The following is a 20,029-nucleotide window of genomic DNA, read 5'->3' as shown; positions in this document are numbered from 1 at the left end:
GCAGAGACGAGACGGCTGACTAGGCAGTCCCTCAGCCGGCCAGCTGGCCCAGGCGGCTGGCCAGTCGACGGCGCCGGCCACCGCCGGAGATGGCGGTCGGTTCGGTTGCTGCTGTGGCCGCAGCTTTCTCCTTCTGAAGATCGGGGGTCTGCAGGCGCACGAGCTCCCGCCGGCCACTCACCACCACCTGGTTGAGCTCTTTCAGCCGGCCTTCCAGCTCACCGAGTACCTGTTCGGCGTAGCGGTTGGCTCCTTCGCTGATGCCGGCGGCCTCCTGGCGTGTGCGGGCAATGGCGGCGTCGCACTGCTGCTGGGTCTGCTGGCGGAACTGCAGGGCATCGGTGTGGAGCCGCTCGGCTTCGATCTGGCTCTCGCGCTGAATGCGCAGCCCTTCCTGCCGCACCTGCTCCAGCTCGGCCATCGCCTGCTGGCGGTTGCGCTCGTGCTGCTCGATCAGCAGCTTGTTGCGCTCAGCCGCCTCCTGTTCCAGTTGCTGGCGCCGGGTGGCGAACTGGTTTTCCATCTGGGCCAGGCGGGTCTGCTGCTCCTGCTCGGCGCTGGCAGCCTGCTGGCGGATCTGCATCATCAGGTGGTCGCCCTGCTGGCGGGCCTGTTCCCGCATCTCGGCGGCCTGCTTCTCGGCCTCCTGCCGCACGGAGGCGGAGTTGATCAGCTGGTCGCGCTCCCGCTTGGCCACCGCCACGATCTCCTCGGCCTGCTTGCGTGCCTGGGCGATGAACTCCTCGCGCTGGCGCAGCAGATCCACGGCCTGGGTCAGTTGGCTGGGCAGGGCCTCCCGTACGGCGTCGATGACCTCGATCGCGTCCTGCTCGTTCACCAGGCGGCCGCCGCTGAACGGAACCCGGGTGCCCTCCAGCAGCAGATCCTCGATCTGGTCGATCTGATCAAGCACTGTGATATTGGCTTCAGCCATGGCCGGACGTCCCGCATTCCGTCCGATTAAAAAGCCTGGAGAGGTCTTGTGCCACTCCAGGCGGCACCATGTGCTGCACATCACCGCCAAAGCGGGCCACCTCCTTCACCACCGAACTGCTCAGAAAGCTGTGGTGCACGGCTGTGGCGAGGAACAGCGTCTCCACCCTGGGCTCCAGGCTCTGGTTGGTGTGGGCAATCTGGAGCTCGAATTCGAAGTCGCTCATGGCCCGCAGGCCCCGCAGGATCACCTGGGCATCGTTCAGGAGGGCGCACTGCACCGTGAGCCCATCGAAACTGCCCACCTCCACCCCGCTGAGCGCGGCCGTGGCGGTGCGGATCTGCTCGAGTCGCTGCTCAAGGGGGAAGGCCGGCTGTTTGCCGGGGTTCTGGAGCACGGCCACCACCACGCCATCGAACAGGCGGCTGGCCCGCTCGATCAGGTCGAGGTGGCCGAGGGTGAGGGGGTCGAAGCTGCCGGGGTAGAGGGCGCGCATCCGGCCAGCCTATGGGTGAGGCCCGCTCCATGCCTGGCCCGGCCGGGTTTCTAGAGTTGGGGCCGTTCCCGGCGCCCCCCTCGGGGCCTCCCGCCCGCCATGGCCACCTCCACCCTCAACGCCGAAGCCAAGAAGACCCTGCTGCGCAAGATCCCCCACGGGGTGTTCATCTGTGGGGTGGCCGAGGGGGAGGACGTGAATGGCTTCACGGCCAGCTGGGTGACCCAGGGCTCCTTTGAGCCCCCCCTCGTGGTGATGGCCGTGCGGGCCGACAGCACCAGCAACGGCATGATCCAGCGCACCGGCAAGTTCGCCCTCAACGTGCTCGCCGCCGACCAGAAGGATCTGGCCGCCGTGTTCTTCAAACCCCAGAAGGGCGTGGGTGGCCGCTTCGATGCGGCTCCTTTCCAGCTGGGTGAGCTGGGCCTGCCGATCCTCGATAGCGCCCTGGGTGCCGTGGAGTGCGAGCTGGTGGGCCAGGTGGCCCTGGGTGACCACACCGTGTTCGTGGGGGAGGTGAAGGCCGCCACCCTGCACCGTGATGGCGACGCCCTGGAGCTGGGCAGCACCGGGTGGAAGTACGGCGGTTGAGGCGGTCGCCAGGGCGGCCCCGGCGGTGAGCACTCTGCCCCTGATGCAGCAACCCGAGCGGCTGGCGGCCCGGCTCAAGGAGGTTCCCTCCGAGCCGGGCTGCTATCTGCTGCGGGACAGCGACGACCGCATTCTCTACATCGGCAAGGCGAAGCTGCTGCGCCAGCGCGTGCGCAGCTACTTCCAGAGCGGCAGCGGCCACGGCCACAGCCCCCGCATCGCCCTGATGGTGCGCCAGGTTTGCGAGCTGGAGTTCATCGTCACCGACAGTGAGGCCGAGGCCCTGGCCCTCGAGTCGAACCTGATCAAGCACCATCAGCCGCACTTCAATGTGCTGCTCAAGGACGACAAGAAATACCCCTACCTCTGCATCACCTGGAGCGAGGCCTACCCCCGCATCTTCATCACCCGCCAGCGCCGCTTTCGCTCCCCCCTGGATCGCTTCTACGGCCCCTACGTGGATGTGGGCCTGCTGCGCCGCACCCTCGCCGTGGTGAAGCGGGTGTTCCCCCTGCGCCAGCGGCCCCGGCCCCTGTACCGCGACCGCACCTGCCTCAATTTCGACATCGGCCGCTGTCCGGGCGTGTGTCAGCAGAAGATCAGCTCCGAGGACTACCACCAGACCCTGCGCCAGGTGGCGATGGTGTTCCAGGGCCGCAACGACGAGCTGCTGGCCCTGCTGCAGGGCCAGATGGAGCGCTATGCCGAGCGGCTTGATTTCGAGAGTGCCGCCCGGGTGCGTGATCAGCTCCAGGGCATCGACACCCTCACGGCTGATCAGAAGATGAGCAGCGGCGACAGTTCGGTGAGCCGCGACGTGGTGGCCCTGGCCGCCGGCGAACGGGTGGCGGCGGTGCAGCTGTTCCAGGTGCGGGCCGGCAAGCTTGTGGGGCGGCTGGGCTACATGGCGGAGGTCACGGAGCTGCCAGCCTTCGAGGAGGGCGCCCTGGGACGCATCCTGCAACGGGTGGTGGAGGAGCACTACAGCCAGGTGGAGTCGGTGGAGATTCCGCCGGAGTTGCTGCTGCAGTTCCCCCTGCCCCAGCAGGATCTGATCAGCAGCTGGCTGAGTGAGCAGCGGGGGCGCAAGGTGCGGCTGGCGGTGCCGCAGCGCCAGCAGAAGGCCGAGATGATCGATCTGGTGGTGCGCAACGCCAGCTATGAGCTGCTGCGGGCCGAGCGGGCCAGCGAACAGAACCTGCTGGCCACGGAGGATCTGGCCCAGCTGCTGGAACTCACGGCGGCGCCGCGCCGGGTGGAGGGCTACGACATCAGCCACATCCAGGGCAGCGATGCGGTGGCCTCCCAGGTGGTGTTCATCGACGGCCTGCCGGCCAAGCACCACTACCGCAAATACAGGATCCAGAGCAGTTCGATCCGCGCCGGCCATTCCGACGACTTCATGGCCATGGCCGAGATCATGCGGCGCCGTTTCCGCCGCTGGGCCCAGGCCAAGGCCGAGGGCGCCGACCTGCTGGAGCTGCGCCGTCAGGCCGGCACCGCCCTGCACACCGGCGGTCTCAACGACTGGCCCGATGTGGTGATGATCGATGGCGGCAAGGGTCAGCTCTCCGCCGTGATGGAGGCCCTGCGGGAACTCAACCTCCACGACGACCTGGTGGTGTGTTCCCTGGCCAAGCAGCGGGAGGAGGTGTTCGTGCCTGGGGCGACCAGCCCGCTCGAGAGTGAGCCCGAACAGCTGGGGCTGCAGCTGCTGCGGCGGCTGCGCGATGAGGCCCACCGCTTCGCGGTGAGTTTCCACCGCCAGCAGCGCGGCGAGCGCATGAAGCGCTCCCGGCTCTCCGACATCTCCGGTCTGGGCCCCAAGCGGGTCAAGGACCTGCTGGCCCATTTCCGCTCGATCGATGCCATCCAGCTGGCCAGCCCCGAGCAGATCGCCACTGCCCCCGGCATGGGGCCGGCCCTGGCCCGCCAGGTGTGGGAGTACTTCCATCCCCAGGGCGAGGCGGAGAGCGGCGAGGCGGAGAGCGGCGAGAGGGGGGAGCCGCCGGCCGAGCGGGAGGCTGACCAGCCCCTGGAGTTGGCCGGTTGAGGGAGCTCAGCGCTCTGCGTGTCCCAGGGCGGCCCTGGCTCCAGCTGCTGGCCCTGGTGCTGGGCGGCCTGCTCCAGCTCGTCACCCTGCTGGGGCCTGTGCCGGCCCTGGCCGCCCCGGGCCTGTGCGTGGGGCCCGTTTGTGCCGATGAGATCACCCGCAGTGCCAAGCACCACTGGCAGCTGCGGCTGCGGGTGGACGACCAGCGGGGCCACCGCGAGCGGCTGGTGGTGGACTGCCGCGACGGTCACCTCAGCCCCGAGCGCGGCACGGTGGAGAGGGGCTATGCGGCGGCGGTGGCCCGGCGTGCCTGTCGTCTGGCCGGCGAGGGCTCCCGGGGCGATGGCCTGGAGTCGCCGGGGCGCAGCTGATGGCCCTCACCCTGATCCTGGGCGACCAGCTGCACCGCGACTGGTTCAGTGCCTCACCCCTGCAGCTCACCCCCGCCAGCCGGGTGCTGATGATCGAAGACCTGGCCGTCGCCTCGGCCTACCGCTACCACCAGCTACGCCTGCTGCATACCTTTGTGGCGATGCGGAGCTTCCGCGACGCCCTGAGCGCCCGGGGGCTCGCGGTGCGCTATTTCGAACTGCCGGCCTCCATGGGCTGCTCGTTCTGGGAGCGGCTGGCTGCGGAGCTGGGCGAAGACCGGGAGCTGAGGCTGGCCGAGATCGCTGACCGCGGTTTCGAGCAGCAGCTGCAGGCCTTCTGCCGGGAGCGCGGGGTGCGGCTGACGCTGCTGCCCTCACCGGCCTTCCTCGAATCCGTGGCCGAGAGCCGGGCCTGGTTCGAAGGCCGGCGCCGTCCGTTCATGATGACCTTCTACGAGCGGCAGCGCCGTCGCCTGGGACTGCTGCTCGAGGCCGACGGCACCCCCAGCGGCGGTCGCTGGAGTTTCGACAGCGAGAACCGCCGCCGGCTGCCGAAGAACTATCAGGAGCCACCGCTCCCCACCGTGGCGGCCAGCCCGCATGAAGCGGCGGTGCGGCAGCTGATCGCCACCCACTTCGCCACTCACCCCGGCGAGCTGGGAGACCTCTGGATCCCGTTCGATCACGACGGCGCCGAGGCCTGGCTGCAGCGGTTCCTGCAGGAGCGACTCGATGCCTTCGGCCCCTATGAGGACGCCCTCAGCCAGAGCCGGGGCAGCCTGCACCATTCCCTGCTCTCTCCCCTGCTCAACATCGGCCTGCTGAGCCCGGCCGGGGTGATCCAGGCCGCCCTGGCCCACGCGCACCGCCGGGATGCCGCCGGCGCGCCGGTACCGATCGCCTCACTGGAGGGTTTCCTGCGCCAGCTGATCGGCTGGCGGGAGTTCGTGCGCGGCATCGATCGCGTCCACGGCGAGCGCCAGGCCGCCAGCAACTTCTGGCATCACCAGCGCCGGCTGGCCCCCTGCTGGAGCGATGGCAGCACCGGCCTGCCACCACTGGATGCGGCGATCGGAAGGCTGAACCGCACGGGCTACAACCACCACATCGAGCGGCTGATGGTGATCAGCAACCTGATGCTCCTCTGCGAGATCCAGCCTCTGGAGGTGCACCGCTGGTTCATGGAGCGCTACCTGGATTCTTATGAGTGGGTGATGGGGCCGAATGTCTACGGCATGGGTCTGATGAGTGACGGTGGCCTGTTTGCCACCAAGCCCTACATCTGCGGCTCCAACTACATCCTCAAGATGAGCGATGTCAAACGCGGCCCCTGGTGTGACATCTGGGATGGTCTCTACTGGCGCTTTATCGAGCGCCACCGGGCCTTCTTCCAGGCCAATCCCCGCCTCTCGATGATGGTGCGGCTGCTGGATCGCATGGATCGCCAGCGTCGCGATGGCCTGGCTGCTGCAGCCGAAGCCTTCCTCCGGCGCGCCACGGTGGCCCCGCCTTCAGCAGACCCCGCCCTGAGCAGACTTTCCCCTGAGATGCCTATTCCCTGAGCTGGGTGGGTCTTGAAGAAGCTGCGCTGCAGTCTTGCCTTCCACCGGGTCAGGAACTAGATCGGACCAAGCCGCCATTGCCCGTCATGCAGATCCCGATGCCAGGCGCTGCCCGTGCCTTCATGGTGTTCGGCGCCCTTTCCGCCCTGTTGGGCGCCGCTCCGCCCCTGAAGGCCCAGGACCGGGTGCCCATTGAGGCTGTCCGCGCCATCAACACGGCCCGCTCCCGCAGCGTGAAGATCAACGGAGGGCTTCAGGTCTACCGCCCGGCGAGCTGCATGTTCGCCACCGCAGCCCTCGATAATCCCTGCCTCGTGAGCAGCGACAGCGACGGTTTCGTCTTCAGCTTCATGGGCGGCCCACCGGCCTGGCAGGAGCGAGATCTTGCCCCCAGCCTGGAAACGGAGATTCGTATCTCTCCGGATGGAACGGTCGTGGAAGAACTGATCTACAACGGGCCACCCCGCTGAGGGCTGGAGGCGGAGTCTTGCTCCTCCTCCTTGCCCCAACCCAGGATCATCCCCGTGACGGGAATGGCCAGGAAGACCCCCAGCAGGCCCGCCAGCCGCTCTCCAACAAACAGGGCAAAGAACAGCACCACCGGGCGGATCTGCAGGGCCCGGCCCATCACCCGTGGGTGGATCAGATTGTCCTGGATCTGCTGCAGCACCACCGAAGCGATCACCACCTGCAGGGCCAGCCACTGGCCCTGGGTGAGGAACACCACGCTGCTGGCCGCGATCACGCCCAGGGTGGCGCCGATGCCGGGGATGGCATCCAGCACTCCCACCACGATCGCCAGGATCAGGGCAAACTTCACCCCCATCAGGGCGAACACCAGAAAGCTGGCCAGGCTCAGAAACAGCATCAGGGTGATCTGGCCGCGCAGGAACCCCAGCACATTCTTCTGCACGCTGCGGTCGAAACGCCCGCGCACCTCCTCAGGCAACAGCTGCAGCACCTGACTCCAGGTGGCGCCGTTGTCCACCAGCATGTAGATCACAATCACCAGCAGAATCACGCCGGCGAACAGGTTCGAGAAGGCCCCGCCGATCATCCCCAGGCCGCTGCCGAGGCTGTCGCGGAGCAGGTCCAGCACCTGGGCGAGCTGGATCGTCCTGAAGTAGTCGTGGAAGGGCAGATCGGGGCGCTGCAGCCCCAGCACCAGGTCGTTGAGCAGGCTGCTGCCCTGGTTCACCAACTGGAAGCCGAGCACAGCCACCAACAGGCTGCCGCTGCCGAAGGCGGCCAGGCCGGTGATCAGGATCGCCAGGCCCCGGCTGCACCCCAGGCCCACCAGCCGCCGCACCGGATACTCCAGCAGCACAGCCAGCACCGCGGCGGCAATGAACAGGGTGAGCACTGGCCGAAAGAACGCCACCAGCTGCACCAGCGCCCAGCCGCAGGCGAGCAGCAGCAGGAACCGCAGCAGCGCCGATTGGTTCAGCCCCTGCCAGGGCGGCTCATTGGGCTGGCTCATCGGGGTGCTGGTGCATGGGGTGGTGGACCCCACCATGCACCCGAAGCAGCCGGCCCCGGCCACCGGTCCTTACTGCCGTAACTCAGGGAAGGTGCTGCGGAACGTCTCCAGCTTCGGGATGTCGTGCACCAGGACATAGGGGTGGCGTGGATTCCGCCGCACGAAGTCCTGGTGGTAGTCCTCGGCGGGGTAGAAGCGGGCGCTGCTCTCCAGTTGGGTGGCGATCGGCTTCGCGAAGCTGCCGGCTTCGTTGAGCTGGGCGATGTACTGCCGCGCCACGTTCTGCAGCAGGGGATCGTCGCTGAAGATCGCCGATCGGTACTGCTCGCCCACATCGGGCCCCTGGCGGTTCACCTCGGTGGGGTCGTGGGCCACGGCAAAGAACACCTTCAGCAGTTCCCCGTAACTCACCTGGCCCGGGTCGTAGGTGATGCGGATGCCCTCCGCATGGCCGGTGGTGCCCCGGCTCACTTCGGCATAGCGAGCCGTCTCCTGGGAGCCGCCGGCATAGCCGGTCTCGACCTTGCGGACCCCCCTCACCTCTTCAAAGATCGCCTCCATGCCCCAGAAACAGCCCCCCGCCAGCACGGCTGTCTGGTCGGGGCCGGGGCGGCGGCCCGGATCCAGGGCGGGATCGGGCAGAGCGGCCGCGCTGGCAGCTCCGGGACGCAGGGGCAGCTGACCTGGCATCAGCAGCGGCAGCACCAGCACCCCCGCCAGCGCGGCGCCGAGTGAGGCCAGAAGCGGCCATCCCATCCTGAACCGGGCCATGGTGATCCCAGAATCCTCTTTCTGGTCTACAGCCGGAATTCGGGGTTGGATTGGCGGCAGGCCCCGGCCGGCTCAGCCCAGCTCCAGGCAGGCCAGGCCGTAGACGTCGCCCAGTCCCACCCGCGGTGGCTCCCCCCGGTACATGCGCAGCACGGTGCTCAGGGGTTGGAAGCCGAGCCGCCGCATCAGCGGATCCCCGTGGGGATTGGCGCCCGGCACATCGATCAGCACCACGCCGGGGTGACGGGCCAGCATGCCGAGCAGCAGCCGTTCGGCCAGCGCCGGGCTGTCGGCCAGCAGGGGGCCGATGCGCCAGCCCGTTCCCCGCCGTAGCAGGCAGGGCCGGATCCGGCCGAAGCCGTGGCACTGGCCCTGCCCGTCGATCAGGGCCAGCACGCTGCCGGCCTCCTGGCCCAGCCAGTCGGCCAGAAAGTGGGGGCGTGGGCTCGGTTCGCGCAGGGCGTCGTAGGCCTGCACGGCGCGCCGCGGCAACCGCTTCCCCTGCAGCAGATCGAGGCCGTCGTGGGGATCGATCGGGCGCTCGTCTCCCGTCGCCATCACCTGCCAGCGCCGGGTGGGGGAGGCCGGCCGGAAGCCCCAGCCGCGGTAGTCCTCCACCCGCTCGGGCGCCGCCTCCAGGCCGATGCAGGACAAGGGCGCCAGGTGGGCCATGGCGGTGCGCCAGAGGTCGAGGCCGTGGCCCCGGCTCCGCTGGGCCGGGTCCACCAGAAACAGCCCGATGAAGCCGTAGCTGGCGTTGTAGCGCACGCCGGCGATGCAGCCGATCGGCCGCTGGTCGAGCTCCTTCACCCACAGCCCCTGGCGGTCGGTGTGGCGGAAGCTGGCCACATCTCCTTGGCCGGGACAAAATCCCTCCGCGCGGGCCCAGGCCACCACCTGGGGAATGTCCCGGGGAGCCAGCGGCCGGATCAGGCCTGGAGCCCTGACGCTGCCGCCATCAGCTTGGCGCTCGATCATGCCTCGCCCATCGCAGGCCTGCCCGGGCTCCCCAGGCTGCTCCCAGCCGCCACCATGGCGGCAGTGTTGGCCAAGCCCCGCATGCTGAGCGGCTCCTCCCGTGCCATCGAGATCGTCAAGGTGGTGTCCCAGCACCAGTGGGACTACCTGCTGAGTCTGCTGAGCGCCCAGCTCGGTGCCGCCGCTGCCACCCAGCCAAGCCTGCCGGCCCCGGAGGTGCTCTGCCGCATGCTCACCGAGCTGGGACCCGTGTTCGTGAAGGTGGGCCAGCTGCTCAGCACCCGCCCGGATCTGCTGCCTGACCGCTACGTGCGCGCCCTGGCACGGTTGCAGAGTTCCGTGCCGGCGGCTCCCTGGAGCGAGGTGGAGCAGCGCCTGCTGGAGCAGTGGCAACGGCCGCCCAGTGAGGTGTTCGCCAGCTTTGACACCACCCCAGTGGCGGCGGGCAGCATCGGCCAGGTGCACAGGGCGGAGCTTGCCGATGGCCGCTCCGTGGCTGTGAAGGTGCTGCGGCCCGGCATCGAGCGCCAGGTGGAGGAAGACGGCCAGCTGCTGCGCCAGATCGCCGCCCTGGCTGCCCAGACGCCCCTGGGGTCGAGCTACGACCTGCCGGGCCTGGCGGAGCAACTGGTGGCTTCCCTCGAGGGCGAGATCGACTTCCGCCGCGAGGCGGGCAACACCGAACGCTTAGCCGAGGTGCTGAAGCGCTCCAGCTTCGTGGGGGATGGCCGGCTGCGGGTGCCTGGGCTGTTCCGCGAGTTCAGCGGCCCGGCGGTGCTGGTGCTGGAGTGGCTGAAGGGGCATCCGATCCTCAGCCCGGAGGCCCGTTCTGCCCTGGAGCAGCGCGCCGGGGGTGTCGAGGCCGCTACCGACGCCCTGCTCGGCGCCTTTGTGGAGCAGTTCTTCGTGGAGGGCTTCTTCGACGCCGATCCCCATCCGGGCAACCTGATGGTGGCCAGTGACGGCACGATCACGATCCTGGATCTGGGCATGGTGGGCAGCTTCGACCCCCGCACCCGCACCCTGGTGCTGGATCTGGTGCTGGCCCTGCTCAACGAGGATCCGGCCCGCGCCACCGATCTGCTGGTGCAGCTGGCACCGCCCAAGGCCAGCAGCGCGGACCGGCGGGGGCTGCGGCGGCAGCTCGACCAGCTGATCCGCGCCAACTTCGCCAAGCCGCTGCAACAGCTCAACTTTGCCCACTTCCTGGCCGATCTTCTGCAGATCGCCAGCAACTCGGGCCTGTTGGTGCCAGGCAACCTCGGCCTGTTCGTGAAGGCGATCACCAACCTGGAGGGGGTGGGGCGGGCCCTCACGCCGGAGTTCAACTTCAGCGAGGCGATGAAACCTCTGGTGAGCCGGCTGATGGCGCGAGCCCTGCTGCTGCCCCAGCAGCGGGTGATGCAGTTCGGCCTCGATCTGCGCAGCCTCCTGCTCGAATCCCCGCGCCAGCTCAGCGGCCTGCTGCAGCGCTTCAGCGGCGATGAGCTGGTGTTTGCCTTCCAGCTGCAGGGCCTGGATCGGCTGCTGGCCAACCTCGACGTGCTGTCGCGCCGCATTGCCCTGGCGATCCTGGTGGCCGCCCTGCTGATGAGCGCCACGGTGATGGCCACCCAGTCGGACCTGCAGGTGCTGCGCCAGCTGAGCCAGGGGCTGTTCGTGGCCGCCAACGTGCTGGGGGTGTGGCTGGTGGTGTCGCTGATGCGCTCCGGCCGCCGCTGAAGCGTTGCTGCTGAAATGCTGCTGCTGAAGTACTGCTGCTGAGCCGGTCCGCGGCCCTTAGGGTCGCCGGGGTCGCGGCAGCTGTTGTGTTGAACCTCCCCAGCCGCGGTGCCGCCCTGGTTTTCCGCGTGGTGATCGGTGCGGCGCTGGCGCTGCCCGGCGCCCTCCTGCTGCAGCCCGTTGCAGCCCAGCCCCTGCGGGTGGGCATCAGCGGCAACGAACCCTTCCTGATCCGGCGTGGTGACGTCCTGGAGGGCGTCACCCCCGACATCTGGCGCGTGGTGGCTGAGGAGAACGGCTTTGAGGCCGAACTGCTGCCTCAGGCGAACACCGCCGCCAACCTCGCGGCTCTGGAGCGGGGCGAGCTCGACCTGGCGATCGGCCCGATCTCCATCACGCCTGAGCGCCTCAGCGGCGGCGCCATCGAGTTCACCCAGCCCTACTTCTTCGGCCAGGTGGGGGTGCTGGTGCCCCTGCGGGATGGGGGGCTGTGGGCACGGCTGCGACCCTTCTTCCAGGTGGCTGCGCTGTCATCGGTCGGGGTGCTGCTGCTGTCGCTGTTCGTGGTGGGCAACCTGATCTGGCTGGCGGAGCGGCGCCGCAATCCGGAGCATTTCCCGCCCCATTACCTCCATGGGGTGGGCAACGGCCTCTGGTTCGCGATCGTCACGCTCACCACGGTGGGCTACGGCGATAGGGCTCCGGTGACCCGCCTGGGCAGGGTGATTGCCGGGGTCTGGATGATGATCACCCTGCTGGCCGTGTCCTCGATCACCGCCGGCCTGGCCTCGGCTTTCACGGTGTCCCTGGCCCGGGTGCCCGGCGGTGGCATCCAGTCGGCGGAGGGTCTGCGCAACCGGCCCGTGGCCGTGGTCAAGGGCACCACCAGTGAGAAGTGGGGTCGTCTCAGCGGGGCCAGCCTGAGCCGGCAGCCCACGCTGCAGGCGGCGGTGGCCAAGCTCGAGGCCGGCAAGGTGGATGCCGTGATCTATGACTCCCCCGCCCTGCGCTACTACCTCAGCCAGAACCCCCAGCTGGATCTGAAGCTGGCTCCGTTCAGCCTGGCCCAGGAGACCTACGGCTTCGCCATGCCCAGTGACAGCCCCCTGGAAAAGCCCCTCGATGTGACCCTGCTGCGCCTGCTGCGCTCCGGCCAGATCGAGGCGATCTACCAGGGATGGCTCGACGGCCCCACCGATGACACAGCGCGGGGTCCAGGGGATGGCTGAGTATTCCTCTTCATTGTGGCGGCGTGGTTTGCATCGCTACCGCGCAGGGTTGTGGCAGCGGTCTTGGCTGGACTTCCCCCTGGAACCAGGGCCTTCGCCTTTGCTCCCCATGACCTCCACCCTCAGCTCTCCTGCGGCCCTGGACACCACAGCGCCGATCGATCCAGCGGCAGCCTTCGTCGCCTTGGCCCTGGCGGCCGTCTCCTGGGACGGCACCCTCACCATGGCCGGCTCCCGGGCCCTGCGGCACGCACTCGACTACCGCCACCCCTACCGCGACTACGCCCCTGAACAGATGGTGGGGCTGATGGACGGCTTGATGGCCACCCTGCGCCGAGATGGTCCCCAGCACCTGATGGTGCGTGCCGCTGAGGTGCTCAACGCCGGCCAGCGCGCCACCGCCTATGCCGTGGCGGCGGAGATCATGCGCTCCGATGGCCCCCTGGAAGACGACGAGCGCAACATCCTCAGCAACCTGGCCGCCACACTCCAGCTGGGCGACGCCGTGACGATCCCGGTGCACGCGGCGATGGATCTGCTGCATGCCGATCTCGACATGGCCTGAGTGCCCGCTTGGCCCGCTCCCCCGCCGTGTGGAAACCGTCACAGGCCAGGGGAGTTGGCCCATTGGGTATCAGCTAATGCGACATCAAGGCCGAACTGGTCGCGAAACTTCACGCACTTGTGATTTCGTTGATGTCCCTTGCGCGCCAGGTGGAAATCCTGCCCTTCGCCGGCAGCCGTTCCGGCCAAGCCTTCTTCTCCAGACCCCAGCCCTGTGATGAAACGTTGATCGCCGAGATCAGCGCCCAGGCGGCCTGCGAACTCTTCTGTCATCGCCAGCAGACCGACCAGCTGATGGTGCTGCGCGGCTGCATCGATCTGGTGGTGCTCCAGGAAAGGAGCCTGAGACGCATCAGCCTGCGGGAAGACGAAGGCGTCTGGGTGCGCATCCCCCCTGGCGTTCCCCACGGCGCCATCAACCGCGGGCGCACCCCAGCTCTGCTGGTGAACGCGGTGCTGCGTCACGGCCCCAGCGATCCCCGCGATTATCTGCCCAGGCGCGTGCCCGAGTCTCTGCAAACCCAATGGCAGGCCCTGCGGGAGGAGGCTTGGGCCTGAAATCGCAGAGCCCCGGCGGCCGCAGCTCCGCGGAGTCCGGCCGCCAGGAGAATGGGGCTGCTCTCTGTCTTACAGCCGTGCCGCCCCGCTCCCGCTGGCTGCCTGCCCTTGCTCTCAGTGCGGCCCTGGCCGTGGGGCTGCTCAGTCCATGGCACAGTCCCTGGCTGCCCAGTGCTCATGGAGCAGCAGTCGAACCCTTTCTGGCCTCACCCGTGCGGGGGGCAGTGGCGGTGATCGGCGGCGAGGGCGGCAACATCGCCGTGCTCACCGGAGCCGAGGGCACTCTTCTGGTGGATGCCAAGTTCGAGCGTCTGGGCGCGCCTGTGCGGGGGGCGGTGAAGGCCCTGGGGGGCAGTGACCCCACCTGGCTGATCAACACCCACTTCCACTTCGACCACACCGACGGCAACGCGGGCTTCGCCCGCACCGGCGCCCGCATCGTGGCCCACCAGAACGTGCGTCGCCGCCTCGCGGAGGGCTCCAGCATCCCGGCCTTCAACCTGGTGACCGCTCCGGCTCCAGCGGACGCCCTGCCGGTGGTGACCTTCGAGCAGAGCCTGCAGCTCTCGCTCAACGGCGAACAGCTGGATCTGGAGTACCTGCCGGCGGCCCATACCGATGGCGACGTGCTGGTGCGCTTCGAGCAGGCGGATGTGATCCATGCCGGGGATGTCTGGTTCAACGGCATGTATCCCTTCATCGATGCCGGCAACGGCGGCACCCTGGCGGGGGCGATTGCCGGCGTCGATCGGGTCCTGGCCATGGCCGGGCCCGACACCCGCATCATTCCAGGCCATGGCAGCGTGGGCAGCCGCGAGGACCTCGCCGTCTACCGGGCCATGCTGGCCACCGCCCAGCAGCGGCTGTCGGCCCTGAAACAGCAGGGGCTCGAGCCCGATCAGGCCGTGGCGGCCAAGCCCCTGGCTGACCTCGAGGCCCGCTGGGGGCAGGGGCTGTTCAGCGGCGATCGCTGGATTGAGGTGCTCTGGCCGGCACTTTGAGGCATGCTGAGGACAACCTTCTTCATTTGCTGCTGCGACCCGTGCTGCGACCTCTCCTGCCCCGCTCCATTGCCGCTCTGCTGGCCTGCTCGGGCCTGGCCCTGATCGCCCCGCCTGCCATGGCCCAGAAGGTGGTGCCCAAGATCGGCACGATCTGCCCCCTGGGCTATGTGGATCTGTTCAACGGCAAGTGCAGCAACCTGGGCGCCTTCAACTACACAGTCACGCCCACCAACGGCAAGGCCTGCCTTGAGGGCTGGATGAATGTGGGTGGTGGCTACTGCCGCAGGAAGAACTGACGACGTTCCGCTGTGGGCATGGCACCATTCAGCCCCTTTGCCCATGAGTGCTCTTGCTCATCGGGCTGATTTGGTGTGCGTCACGACGGATCTGTCTGGGTCAGACCCTGAACAGTGACGTCCCAGGCGCGTGGACCCATGCTCGAACCGATGCTCGACTGTGGTTACCGCAACGAGCGCGCCCACCTGGTGGTTCTCTGCTGCAGCGGGCCGGCCGGTTTTGCCCTGGAGCGGGTGATTTTTCCCTTCGAGCTGCTCACCTTTCTCGCCCCGGCCGGGGCCATGGTGCTGGTCTATGGGCCCGCGCCCCAGGTGCCCGAGCTGCTCGAAAGCTGTGGCGTGGAAACGCTGCTGCTGGGACTGGGGCCTCCCGGCCAACACCCATTGCTGCCCCCCAGCATGGCGGCCCTGCTTCAGGACCTGCGCCAGCGCTATCTGCAGGAGCCCAGTGAGGAAAACCGCCGCCACCTGGTGCAGTTCGAGCAGACACTGCGCCACAGCCTGCCCACCTGAACAACAGCTGCCCGCTGGCCACGGGCCTGCAGGGGGTGCGGTTCACCGTCCGTAGCGCACTGCAAGGCATGGAAGGACCGATCAGAATGTGTCTCGATCTGGTTTGCGGCTGCCATGGCCTCGCTTCAAGCGCTCAGAAATGGCCCCCCATCGGTCCTCGTGGCCCCGCTGCTGGGCCTGGCAGCCGTGGGTGCCGTGGTGGTGATCCCCCTTGTGGCGCTCGCAGCCATCCCCCTGCTTGTGGCCATGATCCTGGCTGCCGGGGGCGTGCTGGTCTTCGGCCTCACGCTATGGGCCTCAATCGAAGGGCTGGCGGCCTTTGAACGCTGGCTGGAAACCGATCAGCGCTTCCAGAAGTAAGTCGACCCGGCCAGCCGGCGCCGCCGCAGTTCCGCTTGGAAGGCCTGCCCCAGTTGTCGCGCCTGGTACTGACGCCAGCGCAGCCGCCAGCCCACCAGCTTGAGGGCGACCAGCCCGCACCAGAGCAGCAGGGCGGGGGAGGCGAAGGCGAGCGGCCCTGGATCCATGGCGCCATTCTGCTGGCCTGGACGGCTGGTGCGCAGAGGCTCTTGTGTTGCGAAGACAAGCTGATCGGTGTGCGTTTTCGAACATCGGTGGTTACCTTGGGTCCTCTTCAGCCCCCGGAGCCGAGCGGGAAGTCCATGACAGGCATCACAGCTGTTGCGCTTCCCGGGCTCCTCCCTTGGGCGAGCCGAGTCCGTCACAAGACCAGAAACGCTGCCGCTGCGGCCCGGGTGCGGCGATCCAATCGCGAGGACGCCCTACAGCTGATCGCGTTCGCCACTCTGGCGCAGGCCTTTCTGAGCCAGGAAGCCGTCTACCTCGGTCGCGGCGATTTTTGGCGCTGGGAGCAGGACGGGATCCCCCTCTGGCTGGTGCCCCAGCTGCAGGATCTGGGTTTTCTGCCCTGACCCATTCAGGACCCAGGGCCGTGGCTGTGCTGAGCCGGCGAGCCAACCCACGCCACAGCCAGGGCGAATCAGAAGCGCGACATGGCCGTGATCTTGGCCAGCTTCTGGGTTTCAAGGCCAGCCAGTTCGTTGAGGTCAAGCAAGCCGTCCTTCACCAGGCTGGCAAACACAAACAGGATGCCCTGCAAGCGGAAGTCAAACCGGCCTTCCATGGTGTGGCGCTCAATGCTCAGGTAGTCGTGCAGTCGCCACACCGTGTCCGCACTCTCCAACTCGTCCACACTCGCCCTGACCCGGGCGATCAGCTTGGCAATCGCGCGCCCATAGGCCCGATCGAAAGCATCCCGGGCGATTGATTGCTCGGACTCCGTCCAGCCCTCAAGGGTGGTCTCCATCACAACAGTCTTTTTGAGCATTTCCTTGTGTCAAAGGATACCGAGCCCCCCTGCTGGACGCGAGGCGCTGCCGGGGCAGCGCAAACCAGGGGAGAGTCGGGGCCTCGTGGTGTTCCCGGTGATAACCGAAGTGATAGCAGGCCAGCAGGGACGCCCAAACCGGCAGATCCAGGCTGGTGGCGCCTCCTGAAGCGCCCCGCTGGTGACGGTGGGGCAGGTAGGTGCCCACCGCAAACAGTTGCAGCGAGCTGAGCAACAGGGGCAGGGTGCAGAAGATCAGCACGTTGTGGACTGCCCGGCCCCAGCCCAGACCCCAGGGGCCATGCAGGAGCAGGGCCAGCCCCAGCCACCCCAGCAGGAGCCTGGCCATTTGCGCGCCCGAAAGGTAGCCCGCCATGAAGCGTCTGTACCAGCGCAGGACGCCAGCGTCGGGATCGGGATGGAAGTCCGGGTCCCGAGCGGTGGCTTCCTGCCGGTGATGGCGCCGGTGGTTGCGCTGGCAACGTCCGTAGGGGAGACCGGCGTACAGCGCCAAGCAGGCGGCCCCCAGCCTCGCATTCCAACGGGGAAGCTCCGGCAGCAGTACCCCGTGCATGGCGTCGTGGCCCACGATGAAGAGGCCCGTCTGAGCGAGGGTGCGAGCGAGCACCGCCGCAGTGATCAGGCCCCCCTCGAGGCCCGGCGCTGCCAAAGGCACCAGGGCCACCAGGCTCAACAACCAGGCCAGCCCGATGGCGGCGGCCAGGAGCAAACCTCTGCAACTCGTCGCACTCAAGAGGGTGGGCTCAACGGGCAAAGGATGGGTTCAACGGGCGAATTTCAGCAGCTCAGCTGGGGAAGCCAGCAGGTCAATCGCCACGAAGTAGATCTTGCCTTCGGGATCGAGCAGGAAACGCCAGGCCACATTCATGCCCACCCCGGCACCGAACCAGGGCGTCTGCACCTTGCCAGTGACCTTGATCTGGGTGAAATTGCCATCGGCGGGTTCGGCGTAGCCCCGCTCCGGCAACAGCCGCAGGTTCTGGCAGTCCTCCCGGAAGAAGCGCAGCACGGCATCACTGCCCACGATCGGCTTCTGGAAGGGCGGCTGCAGGGCTCCGTCTGGCAGGAAGAGTGCGATCAGGTTGTCGAAGTCGTTGGCGTTCAGTAGGTCCATGTAGTTATTCACCGTGGGGTTGATCACCCCCTCGATGAACACTTTCTTCCTGCTGTCTTCCGGGGTAGGGGCCACCACGGGCTCCATTACCCGCTGGCCTTCGCCCTTGGCGGGATCAAAGCCCATGTCCACCACGAAGTTGCGCAGCAGGGTGATCTGCTGGCCCTGATCCACTTCCTTGAGCGAACTGAGCACGGCAACGGCATTAGCCGACAACCGATAACCCTCGGGAATCGGAGCCACAAGACCAGCTGCCATCCACTCGCCGAGTTGATACCAGAAGCCGAGTTTGATGTTCACCGACCAATTCGCATAGGTGCGGCAGATCGGTGTGTCCGTGCGGTTGGTGAGATCACACATCACCTGGCTCTGGCCGGCGAAGTCCATGCCCTTGATCTCGTTCAGCACCCCTTCTGCGAACTGCATCCTGGCGGCGCCAGGAGCGGCGATGGTGATGGTGCGGCCCATTTCCAGATAGGCAAACCAGATCAGTGCCAGCTGGTCCTCAGCACTCAGGAGACGAAAGCGGGCGGTGATGGCAGGCACCACATCCGCCTTCAGTGTCTCCGGAAAGATGCTGGTGGCCTTTTCAATTGTGAACATGTTGATCACACCCAAAGGTTGCTGTTGCCCAGATCCACTCTAGGGCTAAGGGTGCAACCTTTCGGCCCGACTCAGGCGGGCACCACGGCACAGGCGATACGGGCTCCACCACCCCCAAGCGGCGGCGTATCCGTGTAGGTGTCCCCACCGGCATGCACGATCAGGGCCTTTGCGGCCAGATCGCTCACCTGCAGCCGTGGGGCCCTCACCGCCTCCTGGGCCCTGCCATCAGCAGCCACGATCAAACGGCTCAGGTCGCCGCGGTGGCCGTTGCCGTCGGGCCCGTAGTGGTGGGCACTGCCGTCGGGGTCCCAGTGGCCGCCGGCGCCAAGCCCCGCCACCGGACCGACCTCGCCGATGCCGGGCTCACAGCTGCCCAGGGCATGCAGGTGGAAGCCGTGCTCACCGGGGGGCAGGCCCGCCAGCGCGGGTTGGATCTCCAGGCCCGCAGGCGTGTCGCGCAGGATGAGGCTGCCGATCGGATCGCCTACACCGGTGGCATCAATTCTGCGCAGCTCCACTTGGAGGTCTGCGGCCAGGGCCGTGGCCGGGACCAGCAGCAGGACCACAAGCCAGGCGAGCGCGCCGTGAATCAGCCGCAGGCCAAGGCGGCGGACAGCACCGCGTGGCCTGGCAGGGGTGGAACGTTGACCAGGCAGGGGGGTCATGGCGGCCGGCGGCAGAGGATGGAGTGAGATCAGCCCAGATACCAGCGCAGCACTGCCGCCAGCTGGCCCACGATGCCCTCGCCGGTGAGCTGTTCCCCCGCCACGGCAGCCAGGAACCCAAGCATGGCCACCCGGCCGTTCAGCCGCTCAACGCCGCTGAGGGCAGAGACGTTCCAGGGGCGGCTGGTGGTGAGGCTCTCACCGAAACGCTCCACCGGCTCATAGCAGAACCCTTCGGTCCCTGCTGGCGAACCATGCTGCGCCTGAACATCGTGCTTCAACATCTCTCTGGCCAAGGTGTGGACCTGCGCCGTTGGTGAGCCTAGGGCCCATCTCCGTGCGCTAGAGGTGGGGCCTACCTGCCTGCCCGATTCCTCTCGCCGCCCATGGAACCCCCCAGCAAGCAGCAGATCCTGGCCAGCGGCAGTCTCTGGGTGGCCGTTGTGCTGAACCTGGTGCCGGGTCTCGGCACCGGCTACATCTACCAACGGCGTTGGAAGGCCTACTGGATCACCTCCGCCTTCGCCACGTTCTGGTTCGTAGCCGGGGCACTGCAGGCCCTGGGGCTTGACCCGGTGCTGCAGCCTGATCTGATCCAGCGCAACCAGCTGATCGGCCTGGGCGGCTTCCTGTTGCTGGCTGCCGTTACGGCCTGGGAGGCGGCCGCCGCCGCAGGCAAGGCCCGAGGCTCCTCCTGAAGCCCTGGGGCCCACTGGCGCTGAGCTGCTGAGAGCTCAACCGCTGCGGGCCAGGCCCTGGGCCTCCGGATCCACAGGCAGACCGCGCCAGCCCAGGGCCAGGCGCCGGGCCTGCAGCAGGGCCGGGTAGAGCACTCGGCTGCGGCTGCTGTCAGCCATCAGGGGAGCCAGCACCCGCAGCAGGACCGCGCTGGGTTCCATCCGCCCGCAGATCCAGGCGATCGCCTCAGCGCCATGCCACACCCTTGGGCCTTCCAGCACCATGGCGCCGTCGCGCAGGTGATAGCCCCGGGCGGCCAGCTGCCGGCGCAGCGCCGTGTCGGCGCGGCCATCACGAATCTCCAGGCCAGGAATGCCGCTGCGCAGTTCACTCAGTTCGGCGAAGTGCCGACAGAAGGGACAGCCGCCGTCGAACACCAGCACGATCGGAGAGGCCGGCTGGGTCATCAGAACGC

At 67.9% G+C, this 20,029-nt stretch carries 27 protein-coding genes; 15 read left to right on the top strand and 12 right to left on the bottom strand.

What is annotated here, in order from left to right:
- Nucleotides 1-31: 31 nt before the first annotated feature.
- Together ACWJIO_RS02490 and coaD are read right to left on the bottom strand one after the other, a co-directional pair.
- Nucleotides 32-934: a hypothetical protein gene (locus tag ACWJIO_RS02490; RefSeq protein WP_480311166.1), complete on the bottom strand. Its 903-nt coding sequence runs from the start codon at nucleotides 932-934 to the stop codon at nucleotides 32-34.
- Nucleotides 927-1,430: a pantetheine-phosphate adenylyltransferase gene (gene coaD, locus ACWJIO_RS02485; RefSeq protein ID WP_480311165.1), complete on the bottom strand. Its 504-nt coding sequence runs from the start codon at nucleotides 1,428-1,430 to the stop codon at nucleotides 927-929. The genes ACWJIO_RS02490 and coaD overlap by 8 nt, the downstream gene beginning before the upstream one ends.
- Before the next feature lie 99 nt (nucleotides 1,431-1,529).
- On the opposite strand from coaD, the gene ACWJIO_RS02480 reads away from it, so the two are divergent.
- The 5 genes from ACWJIO_RS02480 to ACWJIO_RS02460 all read left to right on the top strand — a co-directional run bounded on the left by ACWJIO_RS02480 (nucleotide 1,530) and on the right by ACWJIO_RS02460 (nucleotide 6,477).
- Complete coding sequence (locus tag ACWJIO_RS02480; protein ID WP_480311164.1) at nucleotides 1,530-2,021, top strand: flavin reductase family protein; 492 nt, start codon at nucleotides 1,530-1,532, stop codon at nucleotides 2,019-2,021.
- A gap of 43 nt (nucleotides 2,022-2,064) precedes the next feature.
- Nucleotides 2,065-4,074 carry an excinuclease ABC subunit UvrC gene (gene uvrC, locus ACWJIO_RS02475; protein WP_480311512.1) on the top strand — a complete coding sequence of 670 codons (2,010 nt, stop codon included), beginning with the start codon at nucleotides 2,065-2,067 and terminating at the stop codon, nucleotides 4,072-4,074.
- A gap of 47 nt (nucleotides 4,075-4,121) precedes the next feature.
- Nucleotides 4,122-4,445, top strand: a complete 324-nt coding sequence (locus ACWJIO_RS02470; protein ID WP_480311511.1) for a hypothetical protein — start codon at nucleotides 4,122-4,124, stop codon at nucleotides 4,443-4,445.
- Nucleotides 4,445-6,007: a cryptochrome/photolyase family protein gene (locus tag ACWJIO_RS02465; RefSeq protein WP_480311163.1), complete on the top strand. Its 1,563-nt coding sequence runs from the start codon at nucleotides 4,445-4,447 to the stop codon at nucleotides 6,005-6,007. The genes ACWJIO_RS02470 and ACWJIO_RS02465 overlap by 1 nt, the downstream gene beginning before the upstream one ends.
- A gap of 86 nt (nucleotides 6,008-6,093) precedes the next feature.
- Nucleotides 6,094-6,477 carry a hypothetical protein gene (locus ACWJIO_RS02460; protein ID WP_480311162.1) on the top strand — a complete coding sequence of 128 codons (384 nt, stop codon included), beginning with the start codon at nucleotides 6,094-6,096 and terminating at the stop codon, nucleotides 6,475-6,477.
- On the opposite strand, the gene ACWJIO_RS02455 is transcribed toward ACWJIO_RS02460, so the two are convergent.
- The 3 genes from ACWJIO_RS02455 to ACWJIO_RS02445 form a co-directional block, all read right to left on the bottom strand.
- Complete coding sequence (locus ACWJIO_RS02455; protein ID WP_480311160.1) at nucleotides 6,456-7,487, bottom strand: AI-2E family transporter; 1,032 nt, start codon at nucleotides 7,485-7,487, stop codon at nucleotides 6,456-6,458. The genes ACWJIO_RS02460 and ACWJIO_RS02455 overlap by 22 nt on opposite strands.
- A 69-nt stretch (nucleotides 7,488-7,556) precedes the next feature.
- Complete coding sequence (msrA, locus tag ACWJIO_RS02450; protein WP_480311509.1) at nucleotides 7,557-8,177, bottom strand: peptide-methionine (S)-S-oxide reductase MsrA; 621 nt, start codon at nucleotides 8,175-8,177, stop codon at nucleotides 7,557-7,559.
- 153 nt (nucleotides 8,178-8,330) lie between these two features.
- The gene (locus tag ACWJIO_RS02445) at nucleotides 8,331-9,236 is read right to left on the bottom strand and encodes a GNAT family N-acetyltransferase (protein ID WP_480311158.1); all 906 of its coding nucleotides are present in this window, start codon (nucleotides 9,234-9,236) and stop codon (nucleotides 8,331-8,333) included.
- Between the two features lie 66 nt (nucleotides 9,237-9,302).
- Between ACWJIO_RS02445 and ACWJIO_RS02440 the strand changes: the two genes are divergently transcribed.
- From ACWJIO_RS02440 to ACWJIO_RS02405, 8 genes are all read left to right on the top strand, one after another.
- Entirely contained in the window at nucleotides 9,303-10,958 is a 1,656-nt protein-coding gene (locus ACWJIO_RS02440; protein ID WP_480311157.1) for an ABC1 kinase family protein, read from the top strand.
- Nucleotides 10,959-11,047: 89 nt separating this feature from the next.
- Complete coding sequence (locus ACWJIO_RS02435) at nucleotides 11,048-12,187, top strand: transporter substrate-binding domain-containing protein (protein WP_480311155.1); 1,140 nt, start codon at nucleotides 11,048-11,050, stop codon at nucleotides 12,185-12,187.
- 109 nt (nucleotides 12,188-12,296) lie between these two features.
- Complete coding sequence (locus ACWJIO_RS02430; RefSeq protein WP_480311153.1) at nucleotides 12,297-12,752, top strand: tellurite resistance TerB family protein; 456 nt, start codon at nucleotides 12,297-12,299, stop codon at nucleotides 12,750-12,752.
- A gap of 131 nt (nucleotides 12,753-12,883) precedes the next feature.
- Complete coding sequence (locus tag ACWJIO_RS02425) at nucleotides 12,884-13,309, top strand: cupin domain-containing protein (protein WP_480311152.1); 426 nt, start codon at nucleotides 12,884-12,886, stop codon at nucleotides 13,307-13,309.
- A 77-nt stretch (nucleotides 13,310-13,386) separates the two neighbouring features.
- Nucleotides 13,387-14,310, top strand: coding sequence for an MBL fold metallo-hydrolase (locus tag ACWJIO_RS02420; RefSeq protein WP_480311151.1), 924 nt, complete (start codon nucleotides 13,387-13,389; stop codon nucleotides 14,308-14,310).
- A gap of 41 nt (nucleotides 14,311-14,351) precedes the next feature.
- Nucleotides 14,352-14,609 (top strand): hypothetical protein, encoded by a 258-nt coding sequence (locus ACWJIO_RS02415; protein ID WP_480311150.1) that lies wholly within the window; start codon nucleotides 14,352-14,354, stop codon nucleotides 14,607-14,609.
- A gap of 138 nt (nucleotides 14,610-14,747) precedes the next feature.
- Entirely contained in the window at nucleotides 14,748-15,122 is a 375-nt protein-coding gene (locus ACWJIO_RS02410) for a DUF1830 domain-containing protein (protein WP_480311149.1), read from the top strand.
- Nucleotides 15,123-15,236: 114 nt separating this feature from the next.
- A complete protein-coding gene (locus ACWJIO_RS02405) occupies nucleotides 15,237-15,482 on the top strand; it encodes a glypican (protein ID WP_480311147.1) in 246 nt (81 codons plus the stop codon).
- On the opposite strand, the gene ACWJIO_RS02400 is transcribed toward ACWJIO_RS02405, so the two are convergent.
- Nucleotides 15,464-15,649, bottom strand: a complete 186-nt coding sequence (locus tag ACWJIO_RS02400) for a hypothetical protein (RefSeq protein ID WP_480311146.1) — start codon at nucleotides 15,647-15,649, stop codon at nucleotides 15,464-15,466. The genes ACWJIO_RS02405 and ACWJIO_RS02400 overlap by 19 nt on opposite strands.
- A gap of 228 nt (nucleotides 15,650-15,877) precedes the next feature.
- Between ACWJIO_RS02400 and ACWJIO_RS02395 the strand changes: the two genes are divergently transcribed.
- Nucleotides 15,878-16,054, top strand: coding sequence for a hypothetical protein (locus ACWJIO_RS02395; protein WP_480311145.1), 177 nt, complete (start codon nucleotides 15,878-15,880; stop codon nucleotides 16,052-16,054).
- Between the two features lie 68 nt (nucleotides 16,055-16,122).
- Here the strand turns inward: ACWJIO_RS02395 and ACWJIO_RS02390 are convergent, their stop codons facing one another.
- The 5 genes from ACWJIO_RS02390 to ACWJIO_RS02370 all read right to left on the bottom strand — a co-directional run bounded on the left by ACWJIO_RS02390 (nucleotide 16,123) and on the right by ACWJIO_RS02370 (nucleotide 19,160).
- A complete protein-coding gene (locus tag ACWJIO_RS02390) occupies nucleotides 16,123-16,449 on the bottom strand; it encodes a hypothetical protein (protein ID WP_480311144.1) in 327 nt (108 codons plus the stop codon).
- Nucleotides 16,433-17,200, bottom strand: a complete 768-nt coding sequence (locus tag ACWJIO_RS02385; RefSeq protein WP_480311142.1) for a fatty acid desaturase — start codon at nucleotides 17,198-17,200, stop codon at nucleotides 16,433-16,435. Before ACWJIO_RS02385 ends, ACWJIO_RS02390 begins: the two co-directional genes overlap by 17 nt.
- A gap of 54 nt (nucleotides 17,201-17,254) precedes the next feature.
- A complete protein-coding gene (locus ACWJIO_RS02380) occupies nucleotides 17,255-18,208 on the bottom strand; it encodes an orange carotenoid-binding protein (RefSeq protein WP_480311140.1) in 954 nt (317 codons plus the stop codon).
- Nucleotides 18,209-18,279: 71 nt separating this feature from the next.
- Nucleotides 18,280-18,876, bottom strand: coding sequence for a superoxide dismutase [Cu-Zn] SodC (gene sodC / locus ACWJIO_RS02375; RefSeq protein WP_480311138.1), 597 nt, complete (start codon nucleotides 18,874-18,876; stop codon nucleotides 18,280-18,282).
- Nucleotides 18,877-18,905: 29 nt separating this feature from the next.
- On the bottom strand, nucleotides 18,906-19,160 hold the full coding sequence (locus ACWJIO_RS02370) for a high light inducible protein (protein ID WP_480311137.1): 255 nt from the start codon (nucleotides 19,158-19,160) through the stop codon (nucleotides 18,906-18,908).
- A 102-nt stretch (nucleotides 19,161-19,262) separates the two neighbouring features.
- Here ACWJIO_RS02370 and ACWJIO_RS02365 point away from each other — a divergent pair, with 102 nt between their 5' ends.
- Nucleotides 19,263-19,574 (top strand): hypothetical protein, encoded by a 312-nt coding sequence (locus tag ACWJIO_RS02365; protein ID WP_480311135.1) that lies wholly within the window; start codon nucleotides 19,263-19,265, stop codon nucleotides 19,572-19,574.
- Nucleotides 19,575-19,610: 36 nt separating this feature from the next.
- Here ACWJIO_RS02365 and ACWJIO_RS02360 read toward each other — a convergent pair whose 3' ends face one another.
- On the bottom strand, nucleotides 19,611-20,021 hold the full coding sequence (locus tag ACWJIO_RS02360; RefSeq protein WP_480311134.1) for a DCC1-like thiol-disulfide oxidoreductase family protein: 411 nt from the start codon (nucleotides 20,019-20,021) through the stop codon (nucleotides 19,611-19,613).
- Nucleotides 20,022-20,029 lie beyond the last annotated feature (8 nt).

It is taken from the genome of Paraciimarium castrense LEGE 11436 (assembly GCF_056633055.1).
This window is presented reverse-complemented; position numbering and strand designations above follow the sequence as displayed.

Bases quoted from the DNA above. Each gene is read 5' to 3' on its own strand.
- msrA (WP_480311509.1), bottom strand. From the start codon at position 8,177: ATGCCAGGTCAGCTGCCCCTGCGTCCCGGAGCTGCCAGCGCGGCCGCT.
- coaD (WP_480311165.1), bottom strand. From the start codon at position 1,430: ATGCGCGCCCTCTACCCCGGCAGCTTCGACCCCCTCACCCTCGGCCAC.
- ACWJIO_RS02365 (WP_480311135.1), top strand. From the start codon at position 19,263: ATGGAACCCCCCAGCAAGCAGCAGATCCTGGCCAGCGGCAGTCTCTGG.
- ACWJIO_RS02460 (WP_480311162.1), top strand. From the start codon at position 6,094: ATGCAGATCCCGATGCCAGGCGCTGCCCGTGCCTTCATGGTGTTCGGC.
- ACWJIO_RS02390 (WP_480311144.1), bottom strand. From the start codon at position 16,449: ATGGAGACCACCCTTGAGGGCTGGACGGAGTCCGAGCAATCAATCGCC.
- ACWJIO_RS02405 (WP_480311147.1), top strand. From the start codon at position 15,237: ATGGCCTCGCTTCAAGCGCTCAGAAATGGCCCCCCATCGGTCCTCGTG.
- ACWJIO_RS02480 (WP_480311164.1), top strand. From the start codon at position 1,530: ATGGCCACCTCCACCCTCAACGCCGAAGCCAAGAAGACCCTGCTGCGC.
- ACWJIO_RS02360 (WP_480311134.1), bottom strand. From the start codon at position 20,021: ATGACCCAGCCGGCCTCTCCGATCGTGCTGGTGTTCGACGGCGGCTGT.
- ACWJIO_RS02400 (WP_480311146.1), bottom strand. From the start codon at position 15,649: ATGGATCCAGGGCCGCTCGCCTTCGCCTCCCCCGCCCTGCTGCTCTGG.
- ACWJIO_RS02380 (WP_480311140.1), bottom strand. From the start codon at position 18,208: ATGTTCACAATTGAAAAGGCCACCAGCATCTTTCCGGAGACACTGAAG.
- ACWJIO_RS02445 (WP_480311158.1), bottom strand. From the start codon at position 9,236: ATGATCGAGCGCCAAGCTGATGGCGGCAGCGTCAGGGCTCCAGGCCTG.
- ACWJIO_RS02430 (WP_480311153.1), top strand. From the start codon at position 12,297: ATGACCTCCACCCTCAGCTCTCCTGCGGCCCTGGACACCACAGCGCCG.
- sodC (WP_480311138.1), bottom strand. From the start codon at position 18,876: ATGACCCCCCTGCCTGGTCAACGTTCCACCCCTGCCAGGCCACGCGGT.
- ACWJIO_RS02370 (WP_480311137.1), bottom strand. From the start codon at position 19,160: ATGTTGAAGCACGATGTTCAGGCGCAGCATGGTTCGCCAGCAGGGACC.
- ACWJIO_RS02425 (WP_480311152.1), top strand. From the start codon at position 12,884: ATGTCCCTTGCGCGCCAGGTGGAAATCCTGCCCTTCGCCGGCAGCCGT.
- uvrC (WP_480311512.1), top strand. From the start codon at position 2,065: ATGCAGCAACCCGAGCGGCTGGCGGCCCGGCTCAAGGAGGTTCCCTCC.
- ACWJIO_RS02455 (WP_480311160.1), bottom strand. From the start codon at position 7,487: ATGAGCCAGCCCAATGAGCCGCCCTGGCAGGGGCTGAACCAATCGGCG.
- ACWJIO_RS02465 (WP_480311163.1), top strand. From the start codon at position 4,445: ATGGCCCTCACCCTGATCCTGGGCGACCAGCTGCACCGCGACTGGTTC.
- ACWJIO_RS02490 (WP_480311166.1), bottom strand. From the start codon at position 934: ATGGCTGAAGCCAATATCACAGTGCTTGATCAGATCGACCAGATCGAG.
- ACWJIO_RS02410 (WP_480311149.1), top strand. From the start codon at position 14,748: ATGCTCGAACCGATGCTCGACTGTGGTTACCGCAACGAGCGCGCCCAC.